The sequence below is a fragment of the Epilithonimonas mollis genome, from assembly GCF_900142325.1.
Lineage (GTDB): Bacteria > Bacteroidota > Bacteroidia > Flavobacteriales > Weeksellaceae > Epilithonimonas > Epilithonimonas mollis.
This window is the reverse complement of the sequence record NZ_FRAM01000001.1, coordinates 308,075-325,666: the sequence shown is the minus strand read 5'-3', so window position 1 is coordinate 325,666 and position 17,592 is coordinate 308,075. Positions and strand designations below refer to the sequence as shown.

Here is a 17,592-nt window from a genome sequence, read left to right as displayed (position 1 = left end):
ATGAAGATAAAAAAAATAGAAGTTGAAAATTTTCGATTACTGAAGACTTTCTCAATGGACCTTGAAAATGAACTTTCTCTTGTTATCGGGAAAAACAATACAGGAAAGACTTCTATTCTGTCAGTTCTTGATAAATTTATAAATGAGAAAAGCAAATTTTCTTATGATGACTTTAATATTGATTTTAAAAACGAATTTGAAGATTTAATTAAGTCAGCTGATGTTCCAGATGAATACCCACCCAAAGGCATTAAACTGAAAATTTATATTGAGTATGACGATAATGATGATTTATCTAATGTTAGCAGAGTATTGATGGATTTAGACCCAGACAATAACAATATTGTTTTAGGTTTTGAATACACTGTAACTTATGATGAATTTTTAAGAATAAAAGCTGACTATGCAGTCTTCGCAACCAGTGAAAATGCCAAAAATGTTAAGAAGAAAGAATATAAGCCCAGGGAATTAAAAGATTTTTTAAAACAAAACTTAGAAGCTTATTTTAAAATTCATAAATTCTCTTTTGAGTACGATACTGCTACAAACGAGATTACCGAAACTAAACCAATCGACCTTATTAGTGAAAATATTAATTTAAAGGACATCATCAGCTTCAAGTACATTAGTGCAAGAAGGGATGTGACAAATAAGGAAAAGGAAAACACGCTCTCAAAACAAACTTCAAGCCTTTATAAAAAGAAGGAAGATAGTAGTGATAAGACCCAAGCTACAGAAGATTTTAAAGACCAGCTTTCAGAAACCGACAGTACATTAAGTGACATCTACAAAGACTTATTTAAAGATGTAATAAAAAAGGTGCAGGATTTTGGTGGCGTTAAGTTGAATGATACTGATATAGCAATTATTTCAACACTACAACACCGTGAATTGCTTGAAGGAAATACTACAGTGGTGTACACTCACGATGATCATAAGTTACCAGAGCATTACAATGGTTTAGGTTATATGAACCTAATAAGTATGATTTTTGAAATTGAAATTTTAGTCCAGGATTTCAAAAAAGATAAAGACAAAAAGCCGGCAGATATTAATTTGCTCATTATAGAAGAACCGGAAGCTCATACCCATCCCCAAATGCAGTATGTCTTTATAAAAAATATAAAAAAACTGCTTGGAGAAGGTGTAAAAAGAGATGATGGTATAAACAGACCATTACAGTACATAATCACAACGCATTCATCACACATTGTCGCAGATAGTGATTTCGATGATATTAAATATTTGAAAGCAATAGCAAAGAATAACGTAACTGCAAAAAATCTGAAAGATTTAAGAACTCAATATGATGCTGACCCAAAACAGTATCAATTCTTAAAACAATATCTAACGATTAGTAGAGCTGAAATCTTTTTTGCTGATAAAGCTGTTCTTATTGAAGGAGACACAGAAAGAATTTTGATACCAACTTTTATGCGAAAAGTTGATTTGGAAGAGGCTTCACGTTTAGAAGCTGAAGGAAATGGAGATACCTTCTTACCGCTTCTATCGCAAAATATATCAATTATCGAAGTTGGGGCATATTCTCAAATCTTTGAGAAGTTTATCGACTTCTTGGGTATTAAATCAGTGATATTAACAGATATAGATGCTATAAAGGTAACAGGTCAAAATGCAAAAGGGCAAGAAGAATGGGCAGCGTGTCCTGTAAATGAAGGCACTAAATCAAGTAACTCAGCAATTAATCATTTCTTGAATGCTATAACTTGGGACGATTTAAAATCTTTACCTCTTGCTAATAGAACAATTATCGTCGGGAGTTCCACAGTTTGTATCTGTTACCAACAGGAAGAAAGCACCTATCACGCAAGAAGTTTTGAAGATGCCTTTATACACCTAAATAGAGCATTCGTAAAAGGAAATAAAGATACTTTCCACGGTATAAAAAATGCTGCTGATTTTGATGATGATGCGAAAAGCCCTTATTTTTTAGCAGCAAATTGTGTTAAGAAGAAAACACATTTTGCCTTGGATATCTTATACCACAGTGATGAAAAATTTAGTAATTGGAATATTCCGGCTTACATTAAAAATGGTTTGTTATGGTTGAAGGAAGATTAAATTTAGAACCAGAAGTACAGGAAATTTTTCAATCTATTGATAATGGCAGAAACTTTCTATTAAGCGGAGGTGCAGGCAGTGGAAAGACTTACTCCTTAGTAAACGTAATTAGGCAGGCAATTGCTGAAAATCCAACGGCTAAGGTTGCTTGTATGACTTATACTAATGCAGCAGTTAAAGAAATTGAAGAAAGGGTAAACCATAAAAATCTTAATGTATCTACGATACACGATTTCTTATGGGATAGTATTAAACATTTTCAAAAAGAGCTTAAAGAAGCACTTATTTCCTTAGCAAACAATGAGGAGGTAGCCAGAATTTCAATTGAAGAAGTCAATCCTGTACCGGAAAACTATTATGATGATTTACCTGATGGTGTTCAGTATAAAGAGTTTGTTAGAATACGTGACGGAATTATCTCTCACGATGAATTACTCATAGTAGCCAACTATCTTTTTGAAAAATACCCCAAGCTTAGCAGCATCGTAAAAGATAAATATAAATTCATATTCATTGATGAATATCAGGATACGAGTAAAGCTGTTGTAGAAACATTTCTTACACATTTTAAGAAAAGTGAAAGAAAGAATATTATAGGTTTTTTTGGAGATGCTATGCAATCGATCTATGAAGATGGTATCGGTAACTTAGACGATTATAAAGGAGATGATGCAGAAGAAGTAAAAGAAATTCCGAAGAAGCAAAATAGAAGAAATCCCAAACATATTATTGATTTGGCGAACCAACTTCGTACTGATGGTATAACTCAAGAACCATCAGCCGACCCGAAAGCCCCTAATATGGCTGGTGGTGTAATAAAGCAAGGCACTGTTTTATTTTTGCATTCAACTGATGGAGACATCAACAAGATTGAAGCATTTCTAGAAACTAATTATGCTTGGGATTTTAGTAATTCAAAGGAAACTAAAGAACTTAATCTTACTCACAATTTAATAGCAGGTAAAGCGGGTTTTAGAACTTTGATGGATATTTATGATAAAGACCACATATTAAGTTTTAGAGATAGAATTAGGAAGTACATTAAAGACAACAATGTTACTACTGACTTTTTAGAAAATACATTTGGAGAAGTAATTGAAGTATTACAGCAAGGAAAAAACGGTAGAGAGCTGAACGCAGTTCGTCCTACAAACACAATGCAGGTTTTTATTGATGGCAATGCTGAATTGTATAATTATGCGAAATCATTAAAATATTCTGAATTTTCCAAAATGTATGTTGACAAAGACCAATTACTTGATGATAAAAAGCAAGATAATGATGACGAAAACAAGAAAGGTTCAAAAAGAGATAATCTTATAAAACACTTATTTAAAATTCAGAATAATATTTCTCTATATCAAAATAAAAAGTACAATCAGTTTTTAAGAGCCACAGATTATCATTTTAAAATAACAAGTATCGCAAGTAAAAGAGCGTTAAAAGACAATATTGAAAGCCTTGTGAATGTTGGGGATAATACAATTGAAAAAGTCATTAATGACGCTGATGAGAAGAGAATTTGTTTGATTGATGATAAGCTAATTGCTTTTAAAGAGCATAAGGAATATTTATATAATCGAGTGAAGGATGTCAAATTTAGTGAATTTCAAAAACTATATGAATACCTTGAAGGACAAACACCATTTTCAACACAGCACAAAACCAAAGGTGCAGAATTTGACAATGTCTTAGTCATACTTGATAATGGCGGATGGAACAATTATAACTTCGGTAATCTTTTTTTAGAAACAGGTTCGGCTAGTGTATTGGATAGAACCCAAAAAATATTTTACGTTTGTTGTACAAGGGCTAAAGAAAATTTAGCAGTTTTCTTCCACAATCCAGATGTAGATGTAATAGCGAAAGCCAAAGTCTGGTTTGGAGAGAATAACGTAATTGATATTGGTTAAACTTATTCATAGAAAAACATTGGGAAATCTATATAAACTCCCCAATGTCAAAATCACTCAAATCACTTTTCCGCAAAGTGGAAGAACGGGCTTCCGTTTCAGATGAAAGGGTGCTATCCAAAAGCTCGGCTATTTTTCGGGAAGCATCTTCCATAGAATTTTCCAATAGGCTGAATAATTCGGTTCCCTGTATTTTTTGAACTATGGCTATCGCTGTTTCCTTTTGGGCTGGTTCCAATTCTTCTTTTTGGAGCAACATCCCCACGGAGCTTAGTTCTTCAAAGGTAACCCCTTGGGCAAAACCGTTATCACCACCAGATATTCCGTACCTGTTCCATTCTTCTTTCTCTTCCTCCAAATCAGGCATATTTCTGAAAACTTCGTCCAGCTCTTCCTGCGGAATTTGAACACTTACGTTTTCATTTTCGTCGTATTCAATATCTAAATTAGCGGGGTTTATCTCGGGTTCCTGAATTTGGCGTTCATTGGCAGTATTTAGCACTGAAAGGCGTTCTACAGGTTTGGGCTGTCCCATAATATCGGGTAAGTTCGGGTTGACTTTTTTATGCGGAGGGTCTTGTTTCGACCTTTTATGAATTACAATTTTATCCTGCAATAGCAGGACAATGACTATGAGTAGGCATATCACAATTACTATTTCCATAGCTTATAGAATAGGTTTAAAATGTTCGTTGAAATAATCGGTAATATCTTCACCGTACTCCCTAAAATGATGTTCGAGAATGTTGTCAATGTAAGAGTAGAGCGTTGTTCTTTCTTCCCTTGTCAGTTGAACGATGCGGAGCAATCTTTCGTGGTATTCAGGGCGTATGTAAACGACCTTACCGTTACGCCCCGAGGGAAACCGATTAACCAAAAACGTTTCCTCATAGTCAGCTTTTTTTGATGAACTGTTACGGGCTTTTTCCCTTGGCTTGGTTTCCTTTGGTACATCCTGCTTTTTGTTATTGCTCGGTGGAGCTACAAGCTCATCGCCGCTTATGATGTTCATAAGGTATTCCTCATCAACATTGGGCTTTTCAAAATCGTTGTTTTTGTTATTTGAAGCCATACTTTACTGTTTTTATAGATGAGTGATTTTTAAAAATTCCTCGACAAACAAATCCATTTTCGTTGCTTTCATCAACTGTGGTTCAGCAGGCAGCAAACTTGATCGGAACACATAACTGCCTGTGTCTTCTGTTTCCTTTCGGAAACGTTTACTGTCCATTATTCTTGTTTCCATTATGGGTAGGTTGAGTTCTTTGATGACAATTTGATAAGCATCATACAATCCTGTTCTTTCCCTCCCGTCCACTTGGTTCCAAAATAGCCACATCTCTTGTTCGGGATTTCCCTCGTCCGTTTGGGGAAGTCCGAGAAAGGCTTTGGTAAAGCCCAATGTACTTTCCACTACCAAACGATCGGCAGTAATGGGCGAAAAGATAAAGTCCATTTTTTTCAAGGTAGTCAGTACGCCTTTGGTATTGGCTGTTCCGGGCAGATCGAAGAAAACCACATCCGGTTCAACCACCGACTGGCTTGTATATTCCGATGCTTTATCCAAAGCCGTTTCAGCCTTGCATTTAATAATCGGGTACGCTTTTTTGTTGATGGTTTGAAACTGCTTCATTGCTGCCTTTTTATGGTAGTCGTTCTGCATTATGGTTCTCTTATCCCTTTCACGCATATTGGTCAGGCTGTGTTGTGGAAAGTCGCAGTCCATCACCAGTACATTAAAACCTAAACGGTAATGAAGCACACTTGCCAGCAAGGTGGTCATCGTGGATTTTCCCACACCGCCCTTTTGGGTGGAGAAGCTGATTTTTAAAGTTTTCTTTGTTGTTTCCATTATTTAAAAATTTATTGTTACACACTTTATCTGTTTTGCAGGATTGAATATTTGTTTGTCTGATTATAACCTCATTCCTATATTCCTGCATTCTCTTTTGGGTACTTTCCTGTACAGGTATTTGCTTTCATTTTTGCCTTGTCAGGTACATTCTTTGGCAAGTGGAAAAACTTGCAACAGGTAAATTGCTTTACCGCTTTTATGCTTTTACACTTTTATTGTTTTATGCTTTTAAAACCTTATGCTTTTATTCCAAACTACCTGTTTGCAAACCTGATTTTCTTCTTTGTTTAGATACATTTTTTACTACCTGCACTAAAATTATACGGCAAATAAAGCGATTGATTTAACCGCTGATTGAGCTGTGGCGGTGTTTGGCGTTCAAAGGCAGTGTTTGGCACTGCGATACAGTATAAACCTTTCGTAAACAGGTATTTACTTTGTAAAATGATTTTTATTAATGGATTTATGCAAAAGTCTTTTGACAAAACGGAAGGTAACGGGAACGGCATCGAGCCGTTTTTCCCTGTTACATTTAATCCGTCCCGCAGGGCGGATTTTTGTGTTCAACGGAACACGGCAAGTTGTGTTTTAAGGCACTCGAAACCGAGTTAGTGCCTCAAAACAACTTGCCCTGCTTGGAGCTTAAAAAACGTCTTTCCGAAGTCAGCGTTTTTGTGTGAATTTAAAATGAATTAGTGATGAACGAGAACAATAACAAAAAACAGAATAAGGGCGGACGGAGAGCTAAGACCGACCCAAGCATCCACCGCCACGTTTTCCGCCTTACGGACGAAGAAAACGCCAAACTTTTATCGCTTTTTGAAGCATCGGGAATGCCCAATAAAGCAAAGTTTATTATTTACCTGCTGTTTAGTAAGGAAATGAAATCGGTTAAAATTGACAAGGGAACGGTTGATTTTTATATGCGACTGACTTCTTTTCACAGCCAGTTTCGTTCCGTAGGTATAAACTATAACCAGATTTTAAAGCTGCTGTACAAGAATTTTTCCGAGAAAAAAGCCGCGGCATTCCTGTACAAATTGGAAAAACAGACGGCTGAAATGGCGATGCTATGCCAAAAAATCATTCAGCTAACCGAAGAATTTGATGCGAAGTATATGAAAAAATAGCCTTAGAAATGATAGCGAAAATCGGAAGAAGCGGAAATTTACACGGGGCTTTGGCGTACAATCATCTTAAAGTGGTAAATGAAAACGGAAAAATTTTGTTTACCAATAAAATGATAGAAACACCTCACGGCCTCTATTCCGTTGCCCAATTAGCACAATCTTTTGCACCTTACCTGATATCCAACCGCAATACCGAGAAACATACGTTGCATATTTCACTCAATCCCGACCCAAAAGACAAGGTAAGTGATGACAAGTTCAGGGAAATGGCAGAGAAGTATATGCGTGAAATGGGTTACGGTGAACAACCTTTTATAGTCTTTAAACATACTGATATTGACCGCAGTCATATCCATATTGTATCAGTTTGTGTGGACGCGGAGGGCAAAAAGATTTCGGACAAGTTCGAAAAAATGCGGTCTATGAAAGTGTGCCGTGAACTCGAAAGGAAACAAGATTTGATACCCGCAACGGAAAAGGAGCATCGGCAGAACGACAAGGTTTTCCGGCAGGTAGATTATAAAGCAGGCGATGTGAAAAGTCAGATAGCTTCAGTAGTCCGACACCTGCCGAACTATTATCAATGCCAAACTTTGGGAGAATACAATGCTCTGCTTTCCCTGTTCAATGTTACCACCGAAAAAGTAGAGGGTGAATTGCAGGGGCAGTTACGGCAAGGTTTACTGTACATTCCCTTAAATGCAAAAGGGGATAGAGCCGGGCATCCGTTTAAGGCTTCGCTTTTCGGAAAGAACGCAGGGTTACCGACTTTGGAATTACATTTTGCAAAAAATAAAGAGGCTTTAAAAGCTCACCCGACAAAGCCAACCATTAAAGCTGCCGTTACCATTGCCCTAAAGTCAACAAGTGATGAGCAGGCTTTTAAAAAATGGTTAAGCGAACAGGGCATTAATGTAGTGGTTCGTAGAAATGACACAGGACGTATTTACGGAATAACTTTTATAGACCATAATTCTAAAACGGTTTGGAACGGCTCACGATTGGGAAAGGAACTTTCTGCCAATACATTTAATGATTGTTGGAACAATAATATCAAACTGGAAATTAAAGAGCCTGTTGAACCACAATCGAAAATATCAGGACCTCATGAAGCAGAACTACCTACTGAAGAACCACATCATTTGTTCGACTTCCTGAATACTTCTGAAAAACACGAAGACGGCTTGATTGAGGCGTTAGGTGGATTGTTGCCCGAAGACCGGGGCGAAGATTACGAGGAACAGGATTTTGCCAACAAAATGAAGAAGAAAAGAAAACGTCAAAGATAGAAATAAGCCAAACACGGCCACGCACTGCCATTAACTGCCACATTCTTATAGTAACTATTTAGAGCCATTAAATTCACGCCCGAACATTAAAACTAATAAATAATGCAGGGAGAAGACGATTTAAGAGGTTTAGCCAAAATAATGGCTTTTATGCGGGCAGTAAGTATCCTTTTGGTACTGATGCACCTTTATTGGTTCTGCTATGGTTTCTTTATAGAACGTCACTGGACTTTAGAAGTAATCAACAAAATATTAGGTAATTTTCAGCGTACGGCTGGACTATTTTCGCACACCTTATATACCAAACTGTTTGCCTTGGTAATGTTGGCATTAAGCTGTTTAGGTACAAAAGGCGTAAAGAATGATAAAATAACCTGGTCTAAAATTTATGTGGCTTTGGGGATTGGCTTTATCCTGTTTTTTCTGAATGCACCTTTATTAAGGCTATCAATAAACACCGCCACAATCCTTTATATCCTTACCACAAGTTTAGGTTATATCTTTTTAATGGTAGCCGGAGTTTGGATGGGCCGATTGCTCCGTACCAATCTGATGGATGATGTTTTCAATAATGAGAACGAGAGTTTTCATCAGGAAACTAAATTGATGGAAAACGAATACTCCGTCAATCTTCCCACAAAGTTTTATTACAAAGGAAAATGGAACAATGGCTGGATTAACATAGTCAATCCTTTTCGAGCCTCGATTGTGTTGGGAACTCCAGGTTCAGGAAAATCGTACGCAATCGTAAACAACTATATCAAGCAACAGATTGAGAAAGGGTTCTCAATGTACATCTACGATTTCAAATTTGACGACCTTTCTACCATTGCCTACAATCATCTATTGAAGCATCGGGATAAGTACAAAGTTCAGCCCAAATTCTACGTGATAAATTTTGATGACCCACGCAAGAGCCACCGTTGCAATCCACTCAATCCCGACTTTATGACAGACATTTCTGATGCTTATGAAGCAGCATATACCATTATGCTGAACCTTAATCGAAGCTGGATACAGAAGCAAGGGGATTTTTTCGTGGAAAGCCCAATTATCCTATTGGCAGCAATAATTTGGTATCTGAAAATATACCAGAACGGTAAGTATTGCACTTTCCCACACGCTATCGAATTGCTAAATAAAAAGTATTCGGATGTATTTACTATTTTAACTTCATATCCTGATTTGGAGAATTATCTGTCTCCCTTTATGGATGCGTGGCAAGGAGGGGCACAAGATCAGTTACAAGGACAAATAGCATCGGCAAAAATTCCTTTATCAAGAATGATTTCGCCGCAACTCTATTGGGTAATGACAGGCGATGATTTTTCGTTGGACATCAACAATCCAAAAGAGCCGAAGATTTTATGTGTAGGTAATAATCCTGACCGCCAGAATATTTATTCGGCTGCATTGGGTTTGTACAATTCAAGAATTGTAAAGCTCATCAACAAAAAAGGGCAATTAAAGAGTTCCGTTATTATAGATGAGCTACCCACGATTTACTTTAGAGGGCTGGATAACCTTATCGCAACGGCAAGAAGTAATAAGGTGGCAGTTTGTTTGGGCTTTCAGGATTTTTCGCAATTAACAAGGGATTACGGCGACAAAGAGAGCAAAGTTATTCAGAATACAGTAGGTAATATTTTCAGTGGTCAGGTGGTTGGCGAAACGGCAAAGAGCCTTTCGGAAAGGTTCGGAAAAGTGTTGCAGAAACGCCAAAGTCTGACTATTAACCGTAACGATAAATCAACTTCTATATCCACACAGTTAGACAGCCTTATTCCGGCTTCCAAAATTTCAACGCTTACTCAGGGTATGTTTGTTGGATCTGTATCAGATAACTTCGATGAACGTATCGAACAAAAAATATTTCACGCTGAAATCGTGGTGAATAATGAAAAGGTAGCTTCCGAAGCAAAAGCCTATCAAAAGATACCGCATATTTTATCCTTTGTAGATGAGCAGGGCGATGATAAAATGAAACAACAGATTGAAAGCAATTACCGTCAAATAAAACAAGACATTGTACAGATTATCGAAACCGAATTGGAGCGTATCAAAAACGACCCAAATTTGCAGCATTTGGTACAAAAAGAATAGCCAATGGAAGTATATGAAAAAAGCTGGTCATTATTTGCCAGCTTTTTTATTTTGCAAATACAGTACAAGTCACAATACACCCCTGGGTAATTGAATACCTTTTGTCTGTACAATACTTTCAGAAACCTTTGGGGCTTCTTTCTGTTTTTCGGTTTGTTCCAGTGGTTCTTCTTTAGTTTCAGGCGAGATAGACAATTGTATCTTCCGCTCAACGGCAGCCAGTTCTGTTTTGAGTTCACTCAATCGGTTTTCCTTAGACCACGTACCGTTTACCACTTCATGAAGAACAGGCAGGTCTTTTTGTGTTTCAGTAATTTTCTTTTGTTCCTGTTCGATATAAGCAGGTAGTTTTTCCAACGCATTAAGGAAATTCAAGGACGCTAATTTTTCATCTTTGGCAATGATACCATTATTGTAAGTATATTTTATGTTTCCTTCGCCTTCAACCAAGAAACGGTTTATCCGAATATCCAAGCCTTCTTTTTCAGACATTTCGGTTTTGACCAACAAAGTAAATCCGTACAAGCTGCCAATTTCTACATACTGACCTCCTGTACGGGCTTTGTCCGCAAGCTGATTGAGTTTTGCACCGATTTGTTTGATATCCGCATTGGGCGGCAAACCATCCAACTGTACAGGATTTGCCATTGTACCGTCCGAACGTTTTTTGATTCGCCCTTGCAGATTATTCCAATCAAGGCTCATTCGGTCAAAGCGGGATTGGGCTTTATCAAGTTCAGCCTTATAGTCTTCCAATTTGTACTTCGCACTATACTTTGAACGGTTGAACGCCTGTTTTTCGCTTTCCAATCCGGCAATCTGTTTTTCTAATTTGGCTTTATCCAACAGGTCGGTATTTCCAGAAAGGATAGCCACATATTCCGAAAAATTCATTCCTGATTTTTCGTCCATACTGCCCTCGTCAATAGTCCGTTTGCCAAGATTATTGTTTTTTAATTGGTCAATGAATAGCTGTTTATTGTACAGCAGGTTAAACTTATAGCTATCCAATGATTTTTCTACAGCATAGATAATCACATCTACTTTATTGTCTGCAAAGAATTTGGCAATCTCATTGCCTTTACGAACAGCTCTGCCATCCCTTTGGGCAAGGTCGCTTGGTCGCCACGGCGTATCCAGATGATGAACGGCAACGGCTCTTTTCTGTGCATTGACACCTGTGCCCAACATACTTGTAGAACCGAACAGCACACGGATTTTTCCCTCGTTCATTCCTTTGATAAGCTCCTTACGCTGTTTATCATTTTTGGCTTCCTGTATAAAACGGACTTCGTGCATAGGCAAGCCGTGGTCTTCCACGAGCTTGCGTTTGATTTCGGAGTACACATTCCATTCGCTGGGCTTATATGTTCCCAAATCAGAGAAAACGAACTGCGTCCCTTTTTGTGCGTTGTATTGGTTGTAGTACTTGGCAATGTTTGCCGCACAATGCGAAGCCTTGTTGTCGGGGTGGTCATCATACGCACCGCTTACCATACGCATATCAAGCGACATTTTACGGGCATAATCCGTAGCGATGAGCATCTTTGCTTTTTCTTCACTTTGTGATAAAGGTTCTCTTCCTAATAAGGTCGCATCGCCTGTTTTGGCAAACTGCATCAGGTTTTGGATAAATTCTTCCTGGTCAGGTGTAGGCGGTATATTGTAAAGTACCTCGTTCTTGTTGGGGCGGTCAATACCTATATCCTTTGCTGTTCGGTAATCCGTAATTTCAGAATAGAATTGGGCAAGCTCTGGTACTTTGATAAAGTATCTGAAACGCTCTTTGGCTACGATATTGTTCGCTACCGAAAATTCATAATCGGTCGTTTTTCTTGCGTAGATAGCTGCCCACGCATCAAAAGAGTGAATACCCTGTTTTTCCAATGCTCTTGGTCGCAGGTATTTGAATAATAAGTACAGTTCCGTCAACGAATTACTGATAGTTGTGCCAGAAAGGAAAGTTGCCCCCATATCCGCATTGATGCGTTCCTGAATGGTACGGATAGCAAAGAGCAAGTTCATCGCCTTTTGGCTTCCGTCCACATTGCCCAATCCGGCAACCCTCGTATGCCGTGTGTTGAACATCAGGTTTTTGAATTGATGACTTTCATCTACGAACAAATGGTCAATGCCCATCATTTTAAAATCTACCACATCATCTTTGCGGTTTTCAATATCGTGTTGCAGGGTTTTGAGTTTGACTTCAAGGTTTTCTTTCCGCTTGATTACTCCGGCAAGCATTCCTCTGGTCACTTCTTTGCCTTGCGATTGTAACGCATCGAGGTTTCGTTCCACGCTGCCCAGTTCTATTTCGAGGATTTCCTTTTGAATTTCGGGCGATTGCGGTATCATCCCGAATTGGTCGTGTGTCAGTATCACACAATCCCAATCGTTATTTTTAATATCGCCAAATATCCGCTGACGTTTTTGTGGTGTAAAATCTTCTTTGCCCGGAAACAGGATTTTGGCGTGTGGGTAAGCAGTGCGGTAGGCTTCGGCAATTTCGTGAACATTGCTTTTCAGCCCTATAATCATCGGCTTGTGAGCCAATCCCAAACGCTTCATTTCCTGTGCGGCGGTACACATTACCAACGTTTTTCCTGCACCTACTTCGTGGTCGCAGATAGCACCATTGTTCAGCTTTATAATCCAAACGGTATCCTTTTGGCTTGAATACAGGTCTTCGATGCCCAATGCTTTGCGGTCCAGTCCCGGAAAATCCTGATGGCTTCCGTCATAGTTTGGTCGGACGAAACAATTAAAAGTGTCGTTGTATTGGCCCGTCAGCCTGTTTTTAAACCCATCGTTTTGGGCGTGGAGCCATTCGGTAAAGGCGGTACGGATTTCGTCAATCTTTGTGTTCGCCATTTGTATGGCTTCCATATCCCGTACTTTGACCTCTTGGTCGCCAACCGTGATTTTTTTGGTAATATCGGGGGTGGTATTGACAAGGGCGTGTTTGAGCAAGGCAATCCCGTCAAACGTCCGGCTTTCAGCTTTGACAGCGTATTTTTCCCATATATGCAAATTCTTACGGTCGCACTTTACTGAAAAGTCATCCGAACTTTCAGAATAATGAACCAGTACGTCCGTATCAAAAAGATGTGAAGCAAAGCGGGCATAAATACCAGTGGGTATCCAGCGTTCGCCTAAATTAAAATCGAGTTCCTCAAACTCAATTCGTCTTGGTCGGGCTTCTTCCAAAACGGTAAGGCTTGTTTTGGCTTCGGTATCATTGGGATTGTTTTCAATGTAGTTCTGTACCTCTTGAGCTTTCTCTACTACGTTTCCTGCAACCCAGCGTTCGGCTATTTCATATTCCTTTTGCAAAGGATTGTAGTAAATACGACTGTGTAATGCTTCTTTCAAAGCATCATCGGTCATACCGCTGATTTCGGACATATAGTCCAAATCCACATTTCCATATTTGTTCAGCGAAGCCGCTAACGCTTCTTCGGGATTGTCCGTTGCTATTGTTAAGGTGGAGAAACTTACCGGACGGCTGAATATATCCGCTTTGTGTACCACGCCACCAACGACACGCTCCAAATAAGGGATTTCCTTGCCGGAACTATCCATTTTAATGAGCTTGATATTATTGGCACTATTGAGGTTTCCATACCTTTTGACAAAGGCATCATAAAGGAGGTTAAGGTTTTCCCTTTCTTCTTTTTGTTCAGTCTGCAACGTTGCCTCTTTATTGTAAAGCTCTTGGTAAACATCACGTACAGCTATGTACGCTTCGGCTCTTGCTCTTTGTAAAGGTGGTAGCTGCAAAGGGTGGAAAACTGCCATACCGTCTGATGTATCTACATCTTGCAGATGACCGACCCAACCATTATCCACAACAAGGCAATCGTTACGGTGGTACGATTCCAGTTCGCCACTATAAGTAGCAGATTCGGGAATGGTATCGGGAACGGCTGGCTTATCAGCTTGGCCATTCCCGTTTATTTGTGAAAACAGGTCGCCGATAGCTTCCTGTTTTTTACCATTGATAGATGTATTTCCATTGGTGGCTCTATTAGTAACAGGCGGCGTAAAAGGTTGCTGCATCGCACTACTGAACAGGTCAGGTTGGCGACCTACTGCACCTCTTCTCTTGTTGGTGCTTTGTCTTTTAACTTGTGGTGTTCTTTTGGGCGTAGCAAGAACCATTACAGGTTCGTCCATATTTTGAAACAAGTCAAAAATGCTTAGTTGCTTTAATTCCTGCGGACTTTCCCGATTTATTATCGGAACTGATATAGGTTGTATTTCCTGCCGAATGGTTACAGGTTCGACAATTGGAGGTCTAACTTTGGGAGTAGCGGGAATTTGTGTTATTGACTCATCGTTCAGTTCGCCTTTATATAAACTCAAATTCAGATGTTTTCCAAAATCATCCGAAAGCATTCGTTTGAGGTCTTTGGCAATTCCGGCAACCCCGCCTTTATGCATATAGATGAGTGCAGGCTGTCCGTAAGGGTCGGTATCTAATTTCCGGTCGGTATGTACAATTCTTGTATTGTCCTGAAAGAGTGCATTGCCCGGAGTATTATATTCTGTTTGCCTGCTTTGGCAAAACAGATCTTCCCTTTCGGTCAGATTTTGTTTTGCCGTATTCTTTTGCAGGATAATCAGGTCGCTTCCGACTTCCGTACCTGCATATTCCGTAAACAGGCTGTTGGGTAAGCGGACAACCGAAACTAAATTATTATCCTGCATCAACGCCCTGCGTATCGGCTCGTTCTTTGGGCTATTCAGAATGCCCTGCGAAGTAATGTAAGCCAACAAACCACCCTCACGGAGCATATCAGCACCTTTCAGGAAAAAGTAATTGTGTATGCTTCGGGCAGCCAGTACTTTTGCACTGTCCTTGCTTCGGGAATAGGAAAGGTCAAAAACGGAAGTGTCTCCAAACGGTATGTTGCTGGCGATTACATCATAGCTGTTTTGTTCCTTGTCGGGGATTTCTTCAAAACCACTTACACGGATATTGCTTTCGGGATAAAGCCGTTTTAAAATCTTGCCTGTCAGCAAGTCTTTTTCATAAGCGGTAACACTTTGTTGGTTTTCCAAAAAGGATTGTATGAATGAGCCGATACCTGCGGAGGGTTCGAGGAATTTATCGATGTTCAGACCGCTTTCACGCAATACGGAGGAAACCGCATCTATGACCTGTGGCGGTGTATAAAAAGCTGTCAGTACAGAGCTTTTCATACTATCCACATACCTGCGGTATTGCTTTTCGTCTTCGGAATTTTCTTTGAGTAGCTGGTGTAGTTCCTGCGTAATCGGGAAAAGGTCGTGTTCTGTTTTTCTCCAATTATTGATGTCTATTTCGTTCGCTATGGGGTTCAACACGAATTTAAGACCGCCAAATCCGCTGTATTGCATCATTAGCAGTCTTTCGCCTACGGTGGCTTGTCGTTTCTCCTTTTCCAGTTTAAAAGCAATTCGCAGGGCATTAATATTCTGTTGGAGATGTTGCTTTTTACTGAAGCCCATTTTCGGTTATCCATATAGCGATGGTTCCTGTTATTTCGGTATAGAGCAGGTCAAACTCATAACCGTATGCGAAGTCATCGGTTAGTTTATAGTTGGAGAAAACAGGCTCGCAAACTGGGAACATTTTAAGGGCAAACGGTCGCAGTTCCTCGTCTGCCATTATAGAGTCGAACTCATTGCATACCACCTGAAACACGGTATCGAATTTGGAGAAATGCAGTTTTTCAAACAGGATATAATTGGCTATTTCGTTGCATTGCTCAATAGTATTTCCAGAACGAAAAGCACCCTCGTAGGCATTGGCGGCCCACGAGGAACGCTGGTCTATAAACTTTTGGTCGTATGCTTTTTCGGGAAAGCTGGTGTTTAATAACCCTTGCAGTCGTAACCTGAAATACGATAGGTCTTTTTGTTGTGTATCCATACTATAATTTTGTTTAGAATTTTAAAATTATAGCAGTTTAGAAGAGCCTTTGTTAAAGTGGTAGGGTTTGGCTTTGAGAGGAAGAGTTTGGCGTAAGTTCGTAAATGAAGGAGGAATTAATTCGTATTTTTGTGGTTGACAAATGAGCTTTTTAAGTTTGCATATAAAATATACGCATTGCTTATATTTAAAGATTACATGTAATAAAAAAAACTCGAACTCGAAAAAATTAATTCAGAATCTCTATCTTTGTAGTCTGATTTACTAATTAACATATTATCTGTGTCTTTCTCAAAAAGACAAGCTCGACAAAACGAGCAATTAATGCATAAAATCTTCTGATTTTTTAATGCGCAGATAATCATATCCAGTTATTTCATCCAATCTTAAACAAAAACAATTGATTACAAATCGATTGCTTTATCACTTTGCAATGTGTTCAATATTTCAATAAGTGATGATAATACAATGATTAAAAATGAACAGTAAACAGTTAATAAGCAGAAATATAGAAGTATTTTATAATAATGCATCAGAAGAAAACAGACTTGATAAAGGAATGGGCATATTTGAATTTGAAAGAATTAAATCACTTATAGAAAAATATATCCCATCTACATCGTCAAAAATAATTGATATTGGAGGCGGTACAGGAAAATATTCAGAATGGCTTGCAAAAAAAGGACATCAAGTTCATTTAATAGAACCAGTTCCTAAACATATTAAGTTAGCCCAAAATAGAGCGAATAAATTAAAAAACAAATTTTCTGTTCAATTGGGTGAATCTCGGAAATTAGAATTTAAAAATAATTTTGCCGACTTAATAATACTTCACGGACCACTTTATCATCTTCAAAAAAAAGAAGACAGAGCTTTAACCATTAGTGAAGCTAAACGAGTTCTGAAAAATGACGGAATTATATTAGCTTTTGCCATTAATTATACCGCATCAACTTTGGTCGGTCTTTTAAATGGACTAATTCATAAAAATTCATTTTTTGAAATGTGCAAAGAAGAATTGACATCAGGAATACATAATCCACCAAATGATTTCCCTTGGCTTTTAGCAGAAGCATATTATCATAAACCTGAACAACTAAAAGACGAGTTTATAAATCATGAATTAACCCATATTAATACTTATGCTGTTGAAGGAATGGCTTGGTTGGATAAAGAATACTTTGCAAGTATGTTGAATAACAAAAAGAAAAAAACATTATTAGAACTTATTAAAATCACAGAAAATGACAGTTATCTTTTACCTTTTAGCCCACATATGATGATAGCTGTTCAAAAAAAATAA

At 38.4% G+C, this 17,592-nt stretch carries 11 protein-coding genes; 6 read left to right on the top strand and 5 right to left on the bottom strand.

The genetic code is table 11. The features are described from left to right. Both BUA97_RS01375 and BUA97_RS01370 read left to right on the top strand, forming a co-directional pair. Positions 1–2,082, top strand: a complete 2,082-nt coding sequence (locus tag BUA97_RS01375) for an ATP-dependent endonuclease (RefSeq protein ID WP_072996074.1) — start codon at positions 1–3, stop codon at positions 2,080–2,082. Then, entirely contained in the window at positions 2,064–3,995 is a 1,932-nt protein-coding gene (locus tag BUA97_RS01370) for an ATP-dependent helicase (protein WP_072996072.1), read from the top strand. Before BUA97_RS01375 ends, BUA97_RS01370 begins: the two co-directional genes overlap by 19 nt. 28 nt (positions 3,996–4,023) lie before the next feature. Here the strand turns inward: BUA97_RS01370 and BUA97_RS01365 are convergent, their stop codons facing one another. The 3 genes from BUA97_RS01365 to BUA97_RS01355 are packed head-to-tail and all read right to left on the bottom strand — an operon-like array spanning position 4,024 to position 5,847. Beyond that, positions 4,024–4,659, bottom strand: coding sequence for a conjugal transfer protein TraD (locus BUA97_RS01365; protein ID WP_072996070.1), 636 nt, complete (start codon positions 4,657–4,659; stop codon positions 4,024–4,026). A gap of 3 nt (positions 4,660–4,662) precedes the next feature. Further along, the gene (locus BUA97_RS01360) at positions 4,663–5,067 is read right to left on the bottom strand and encodes a DUF3408 domain-containing protein (RefSeq protein WP_072996068.1); all 405 of its coding nucleotides are present in this window, start codon (positions 5,065–5,067) and stop codon (positions 4,663–4,665) included. Between the two features lie 12 nt (positions 5,068–5,079). Next, positions 5,080–5,847 carry a ParA family protein gene (locus BUA97_RS01355; RefSeq protein ID WP_072996066.1) on the bottom strand — a complete coding sequence of 256 codons (768 nt, stop codon included), beginning with the start codon at positions 5,845–5,847 and terminating at the stop codon, positions 5,080–5,082. A gap of 701 nt (positions 5,848–6,548) precedes the next feature. Between BUA97_RS01355 and mobA the strand changes: the two genes are divergently transcribed. The 3 genes from mobA (at position 6,549) to mobC (ending at position 10,372) form a co-directional block, all read left to right on the top strand. Further along, complete coding sequence (gene mobA, locus BUA97_RS01350) at positions 6,549–6,980, top strand: conjugal transfer protein MobA (protein ID WP_072996064.1); 432 nt, start codon at positions 6,549–6,551, stop codon at positions 6,978–6,980. Between the two features lie 8 nt (positions 6,981–6,988). Beyond that, positions 6,989–8,269, top strand: a complete 1,281-nt coding sequence (gene mobB, locus BUA97_RS01345) for a conjugal transfer protein MobB (RefSeq protein WP_072996062.1) — start codon at positions 6,989–6,991, stop codon at positions 8,267–8,269. Positions 8,270–8,371: 102 nt separating this feature from the next. Next, a complete protein-coding gene (mobC, locus tag BUA97_RS01340; RefSeq protein ID WP_070562173.1) occupies positions 8,372–10,372 on the top strand; it encodes a conjugal transfer protein MobC in 2,001 nt (666 codons plus the stop codon). Positions 10,373–10,441: 69 nt separating this feature from the next. On the opposite strand, the gene BUA97_RS01335 is transcribed toward mobC, so the two are convergent. After that, on the bottom strand, positions 10,442–15,865 hold the full coding sequence (locus BUA97_RS01335; RefSeq protein WP_072996060.1) for an N-6 DNA methylase: 5,424 nt from the start codon (positions 15,863–15,865) through the stop codon (positions 10,442–10,444). Beyond that, positions 15,852–16,289, bottom strand: coding sequence for a DUF1896 domain-containing protein (locus BUA97_RS01330; RefSeq protein WP_072996058.1), 438 nt, complete (start codon positions 16,287–16,289; stop codon positions 15,852–15,854). Before BUA97_RS01330 ends, BUA97_RS01335 begins: the two co-directional genes overlap by 14 nt. A 478-nt stretch (positions 16,290–16,767) precedes the next feature. Here BUA97_RS01330 and BUA97_RS01325 point away from each other — a divergent pair, with 478 nt between their 5' ends. Then, a complete protein-coding gene (locus BUA97_RS01325; RefSeq protein WP_072996056.1) occupies positions 16,768–17,592 on the top strand; it encodes a class I SAM-dependent methyltransferase in 825 nt (274 codons plus the stop codon).

Bases quoted from the DNA above. Each gene is read 5' to 3' on its own strand.
- BUA97_RS01375 (WP_072996074.1), top strand. From the start codon at position 1: ATGAAGATAAAAAAAATAGAAGTTGAAAATTTTCGATTACTGAAGACT.
- BUA97_RS01370 (WP_072996072.1), top strand. From the start codon at position 2,064: ATGGTTGAAGGAAGATTAAATTTAGAACCAGAAGTACAGGAAATTTTT.
- BUA97_RS01365 (WP_072996070.1), bottom strand. From the start codon at position 4,659: ATGGAAATAGTAATTGTGATATGCCTACTCATAGTCATTGTCCTGCTA.
- BUA97_RS01360 (WP_072996068.1), bottom strand. From the start codon at position 5,067: ATGGCTTCAAATAACAAAAACAACGATTTTGAAAAGCCCAATGTTGAT.
- BUA97_RS01355 (WP_072996066.1), bottom strand. From the start codon at position 5,847: ATGGAAACAACAAAGAAAACTTTAAAAATCAGCTTCTCCACCCAAAAG.
- mobA (WP_072996064.1), top strand. From the start codon at position 6,549: ATGAACGAGAACAATAACAAAAAACAGAATAAGGGCGGACGGAGAGCT.
- mobB (WP_072996062.1), top strand. From the start codon at position 6,989: ATGATAGCGAAAATCGGAAGAAGCGGAAATTTACACGGGGCTTTGGCG.
- mobC (WP_070562173.1), top strand. From the start codon at position 8,372: ATGCAGGGAGAAGACGATTTAAGAGGTTTAGCCAAAATAATGGCTTTT.
- BUA97_RS01335 (WP_072996060.1), bottom strand. From the start codon at position 15,865: ATGGGCTTCAGTAAAAAGCAACATCTCCAACAGAATATTAATGCCCTG.
- BUA97_RS01330 (WP_072996058.1), bottom strand. From the start codon at position 16,289: ATGGATACACAACAAAAAGACCTATCGTATTTCAGGTTACGACTGCAA.
- BUA97_RS01325 (WP_072996056.1), top strand. From the start codon at position 16,768: ATGAACAGTAAACAGTTAATAAGCAGAAATATAGAAGTATTTTATAAT.